Annotated in this window: 4 protein-coding genes; 2 read left to right on the plus strand and 2 right to left on the minus strand. The window is 49.0% G+C overall.

Annotated elements, in window-relative coordinates:
- Window positions 1-1,227, minus strand: a 1,227-nt coding sequence (locus QT974_RS23820; RefSeq protein ID WP_333470889.1) for an ATPase, T2SS/T4P/T4SS family, incomplete at its 3' end; no start/stop codon positions are given.
- Between the two features lie 341 nt (window positions 1,228-1,568).
- On the opposite strand from QT974_RS23820, the gene QT974_RS23825 reads away from it, so the two are divergent.
- A complete protein-coding gene (locus QT974_RS23825) occupies window positions 1,569-1,691 on the plus strand; it encodes a hypothetical protein (RefSeq protein WP_333470890.1) in 123 nt (40 codons plus the stop codon).
- A gap of 64 nt (window positions 1,692-1,755) precedes the next feature.
- Here the strand turns inward: QT974_RS23825 and QT974_RS23830 are convergent, their stop codons facing one another.
- Complete coding sequence (locus QT974_RS23830) at window positions 1,756-2,883, minus strand: HetZ-related protein 2 (protein ID WP_333470893.1); 1,128 nt, start codon at window positions 2,881-2,883, stop codon at window positions 1,756-1,758.
- Window positions 2,884-3,202: 319 nt separating this feature from the next.
- Between QT974_RS23830 and glyS the strand changes: the two genes are divergently transcribed.
- Window positions 3,203-5,350: a glycine--tRNA ligase subunit beta gene (gene glyS, locus QT974_RS23835; protein ID WP_333470891.1), complete on the plus strand. Its 2,148-nt coding sequence runs from the start codon at window positions 3,203-3,205 to the stop codon at window positions 5,348-5,350.
- Window positions 5,351-5,569 lie beyond the last annotated feature (219 nt).

A 5,569-nucleotide genomic window follows, 5' to 3' on the forward strand; every position in this document is an offset into this window, starting at 1 on the left:
GTGTTCCTGCATCAAAGCTTCTAGTTGATCGTCAACATTTCTGACAACTTGTTCCAAAGCGGGTAAGCCTTCCAAAGGTAAAGGAGAAAGCCGAGTTCGATCGCGAATTTGATTCACTTTGCGCTGCAATTCTTCGGCCAGCCGCAGCGCGTCCCGACTCAAAGTAGACAACTGCTGCTGCTGGTAAAACCTCAAAGCTGCCCCGCGCAAGACTTGCAGCGTGGCTTCTTCCTTCCCGCCCACTGGCATTACTCGCAAGCGCAACAGCAAATGAGTTTTTCCATAGATGCGTTCAACTTCGACTTGTTTGGGATGTTCTACCGGGGAAACAGGCATATCTGTCAGCCGCTTCAACTCGTCGATGACTTCTTGAAATAGGACGGGAGATAAACCTTCGAGGATCGATTTCAACACGCCGTCTTGACTCCAAAGAATTCGCCCCATCGATTGGTGGCGCTCAAAAAACAGGCGCCCAATACCGTCTAGCAGCACTCTACCGAGCAATTCTTGGAGCAGTTGGGGCGCGGGTAAAGTTGCCAAAACTTGGACGGGGCTTGACAAGTGCAAGGCTTCGACATCCAAAACCGCAAGCTCTGCCGGTGTCAGCAAAACCTCAGCACGCGCAGGTTTCAAGCGCTCGCGAGCCGGAATCGAGGGTTCGGGCACAGACAGCAGGGTGTCTGCTTCGGAACGTGAATTTGGTGGTGCGGGATTTTTGGGTGTTGGGGCTGCTGTGGTTTCTGTCAGGCTGGGTTCTCTGACTTGGTTCCCGTGGAGCAGGTAAGCTGAGAGCATCGAGCGCTGAGTTTCCGACGCAATTTGCTCGGTTGTTACCGAGCAATTCATGTAAGCTAAAATCCGCTGTACGTAGTCCAAGGCGGAGTCATCTTGCGCATCGACTATGCCCAATTTAAATAGATTGCCTTCTAGAGATAGAGGCAAAACTTGATAGTAAAGGCAGGCTTCAAAGGGAACTACTGTATCGATGAGTTGAAATATTCGATCGGAGTCCATTGTAGCCGCCGAGTCTGTTGAAGATGTATGTACCATTAGCTTCTCTCTAGTCGGAAGCGCGATCGCTCGCGCCACACCAACCTGATTTATAAAATTAAACGCTGCAACATCCCTGACGGAGCCATTCGTCTGAAAACCGGAAGCTTTTATCAAAAAAAAATCTTGAGTCCAAGAATCTTCTGCTTTCTGTATTCCAGTATCAAATTCTATCAAAAGATTGACAGCTAGATGATGACGGGCGCACTCTCGACTAACTACTCGTGCGATCGCGCGAGATTGATTCCCGTGGCTGACAACGATAGAATTATCTAATTAAAGCCCCTGTCTTACAGATGCACCACAACGAATGATTTAGTGACAACCGCCCCATTGAGGATTGGTTACAAAATTCAAATTCATTCGATCGTCCTGTGAATATTTTACTCCACATAGTTCGCGGTGAGCGTCCCCGATCGTCAGTCGATTTTCGATTTTTCAAGTTGAGATGTTAGATTAACTCCTCTATTTGAATCTGGAAGCTGGATCTTTGGTCTCAAATTTGGCGGTCGAGGATCGTGAGTCTCGGTCGTACAGTATCATTTTTGCCTGCTCGCGGTAGCAGTTGCGATATCCCGATCGTGCGGTTTTCCACGGAGAAACTCGCAGGACTCTATGACGGTTCTGGAATTGATTTGTAGCGCGAATTCTGAAAAATGCTACCGCCAGCTAAGAAGTCGGAATTGCGCGCCACCAATTCCTAATCTACTGGTTGCGCAGGGATTGAGCTGCTAAATAGAGTTTGCTCCACTCGCCGATGACTTGATTGGTTTTTAGCTTTAATTCAGAGGCGATCGACTCTACACTTTTCCCGGCTTTGAGAGATTCTACCAACTGCCGCTGCACCGGCGTCAGGTCATCTAAATATTGCTGCCACTGGACGGGAGTCAAGCCCAAACTGTGTTCTTGGAGCGAAGTTTCCAGCCAGTTGGCGACTAATTCTGGTGCTTGTTTGACTGCAAAAACCCGAATCGCGTGGTAACTGACTTTTTCTCGCAAGCGGTAAATTTGTTTTACCGGAACGTTCAAAACCTCAGCAATTGCCTCTTGGGAACGGCCTTGCAGGTACAGCCGCAGCCACCGCGAAGCCAGCGGATCGACTTCAGCGGCCAAGTAATCCTCAAATTCTTGTTGGACAATCTGCCGCTGAGTTTGTCGTTCTTCCCAAGCTTGACTTTCTCGATACTCGGACATCGCCTGTTCGTCTAGCAGGCTGAGCGGTTCGTCTGTATCGTCAGGTAGAACTTGTTCCGACACCAGCCGCACCCAATCTCCCGCCGGGACTTGCGTCAACCCGCCCCGCTGGGAACGCCGCAGGTAGTTGACGAAGCGGTACACCAGCAGCGGCTGGTTGCGGATCGGCCGCAAGCAGTATTCTTCGGTGCTTGCTAGCAGCAAAGCATTTCGCAAGCGTTTATCTGTTGTGCATTCGGCAATCCAGGCGACTTGAGAAAGGAGGTAGCGATCGGAATTCAGCATTTCCTGAATCACTTCTTGCAGTACCTCCACCGCACTGCGCTGTCTGTCGCGCGAGAGCGAAACCCACGCTTGGATTTTTTGCCGCAGCACCACCAAACCGCCCAGCCGCCCGATCAAGTTGCGGTAAGCTCGCTCGGGCGATACTCCCAGATAGCGCTGCTGTAAAATTCGATATAAAAAGTCGATCGCCCCAGACGCGACGCTTAATTGAGTCGGATTTAGAGAGTCAAATCTTTCTGGCTTGTCTCCTAACAGCCAGCGGACAACACTCTCGCGAGTGCTAGAACTTTCCTGCGGGCAATCTTGTTCGAGTCGCGACTTCCAATCTTGTGCCAGTCTTTCCGCCAAGGTCATGTGCTGTTGAGAATATCTTTCACCCCCGATTTTAAGTGGTATGCTGGTCATTTGAGTCTTTTTTGGCTCTAATAGGATTGGGGTATCGGTAAAATAGTTCGATTCTGCTTGCTTGCGATCGCCATTCCAGGCTTTTTTGATTGCCGATCCATAACTTTTCTAACGATCGAACCAGCAGATGAATTGCCTCTTGACAAAAAAACCTAAATTTGTTATGTAAAATTTTTCTGTCAACTAACGCACTCACCAGCCAATTACCAATTACCAATTACCGATTACCCATTACCAATCCGTACCTCCCTCACTTCACAATTTCTATATGCCTAACTTTTTATTAGAACTCGGTACCGAAGAATTGCCCGCATCTTTTGTCGCAGGTAGCGTCCAACAGTGGCAGGAACTCGTACCTGCAACTCTGGCAGAACAATCTTTGACAAATAACTCAATTAATGTATACGCAACTCCGAGACGTTTGGCCGTTGTTGTTAAAGGACTGCCAGTTAAGCAATTAGATAGAGAAGAAGACGTAAAAGGGCCGCCCGCAAGTTCGGCTTTTAAAGATGGCAAACCGACGAAAGCAGCCGAAGGTTTTGCCAAAAAACAAGGTGTAGAAATCGATGCTTTGGAAGTTCGCGCTACAGATAAAGGCGATTTTGTGTTTGTGCTCAAACAGATTCCGGGGCGGATGACGGCGGATATTTTGATCGAACTTGTGCCGCAGTGGATTAACAAGTTGGAAGGTAAAAGATTTATGCGGTGGGCTGACGGAGATTTGAAGTTTCCGCGCCCGATTAGATCGATCGTAGCGCTGTTTGATGGTAGCGTGCTGCCAATTACCTTGGTGAGCGGTTCGGATACCGTCAAGAGCGATCGCATTTCCCAAGGGCATCGAGTGTTGCACCCGCAGCCTGTCTCGATTCCCCAAGCCGAGGATTATGTCGAGTGTCTGCGGGCTGCTGGCGTGGAAGTCGATCGACAACAGCGCAAAACTCAAATTAAAGCACAAGTAGAAGCCGCCGCCGCCAAACAAGGCGGTTATGCAGACATTACCGAAGATTTGTTAGAAGAAGTCACCGACTTAGTAGAATGGCCCAACGCAGTAGTCGGCAAATTTGACGAAGAATTTTTGATGTTGCCGCCGGAAGTAATCACCACAATAATTGTCACCAACCAGCGCTATTTCCCAATTCTCAAAAGCCCAGAATTCCCCGAACTCCTGCCCTATTTCATTACAATTTCCAACGGCGACCCCGCAAAATCAGCCATCATTGCCACAGGTAACGAGCGAGTCGTGCGGGCGAGATTGGCAGACGGTCAGTTTTTCTACAAAGCAGACTTGGTAAAGCCTCTAGAGGATTATTTGCCAAAGTTGGAGACGGTCACTTTCCAGGAAGATTTGGGTACAGTGCGCGCAAAAGTCGATCGACTGTGCAAGATTGCCTCTCTCATCACCAAGCAACTGCAAATCACCGCCACAGAACAAGCTTACATAGAAAGAGCAGCATTGCTTTGCAAAGCCGACCTTGTTACCCAAATGGTTTACGAACTTCCAGAAATGCAAGGAATCATGGGGCAGAAATACGCCTTAGCCTGCGGAGAACCAGAAGCCGTAGCCACAGCTATTTTCGAGCATTATTTGCCCAAAGGTGCGGGCGATAATTTGCCGCAAACTCTCACAGGTCAAGTTGTCGCAATCGCCGACAAATTAGATACATTAGTCAGCATCTTCGGCTTGGGAATGCTGCCGACTGGTTCCTCCGATCCCTTCGCCCTGCGCCGCGCCGCCAATGCGATAACTAACATTATTTGGGCGGCTCAGTTGCCAATAAACTTGCACCAACTACTCGCAGAAGTTGTCGCAGAATTTACCGCAGTGCGCCCCCAAACATCGGCGGAGTTGCTATCGCAATTATACGAGTTTTTCCTGCAAAGAATTCGCACTTTGCTGCAAGAAGAAAAGAATGTAGATTATGATTTGGTGAATGCAGTTTTGGGAGAAAACGACCCAGAATATACAGAACGAGCATTGAGAGATTTGTTGGACGCGCTGGAAAGAGCAATTTTCTTGCAACAAATCCGCAATGACAAGACTTTGGATCTGATTTACGAAACAGTCAACCGTTCGACTCGTTTGGCGGCTCAAGGTGATTTGGATAAGGTAGAATTGGAACCGAAAACGGCGGTGAAACCCCAGTTATTTCAAAAGTCTTCGGAACAAGCTTTTTACGATGCTGTGGTGCAGTTAATGCCGCAAACGCTGCTATCGAAGCAAACTCGGAATTACCAACAGTTGGTAGATAGTTTGACTGAGATTGCTCCGGCTGTGAGCAGCTTTTTTGACGGCCCAGAAAGCGTTTTGGTGATGGATTCTGACCCGGAAATTAAGCGCAATCGCTTGAATTTACTGGGTTTGTTGCGGAATCACGCGCGGGTGTTGGCTGACTTTGGGGCGATCGTCAAAAGCTAGACAAGTATGGTGCGCATTGCGCACCCTAATCCTGGGTTTGTTCCGGAATCACGCGCGGGTGTTGGCTGACTTTGGGGCGATCGTCAAAAGCTAGAATTTACAACATTTGAGTGCGCCGGGGTTGAAAATCTCCATTTCAGCCCGCCGGGGGTTGACAACCTCCGTTTCAGTCCGCCGGGGGTTTAAACCCCCGTCTCATAGCGAAAGTCCTCTGAAGAG

This window comes from Microcoleus sp. BM001215392, from assembly GCF_036700185.1.
Taxonomy (GTDB): Bacteria; Cyanobacteriota; Cyanobacteriia; order Cyanobacteriales; family Microcoleaceae; genus Microcoleus.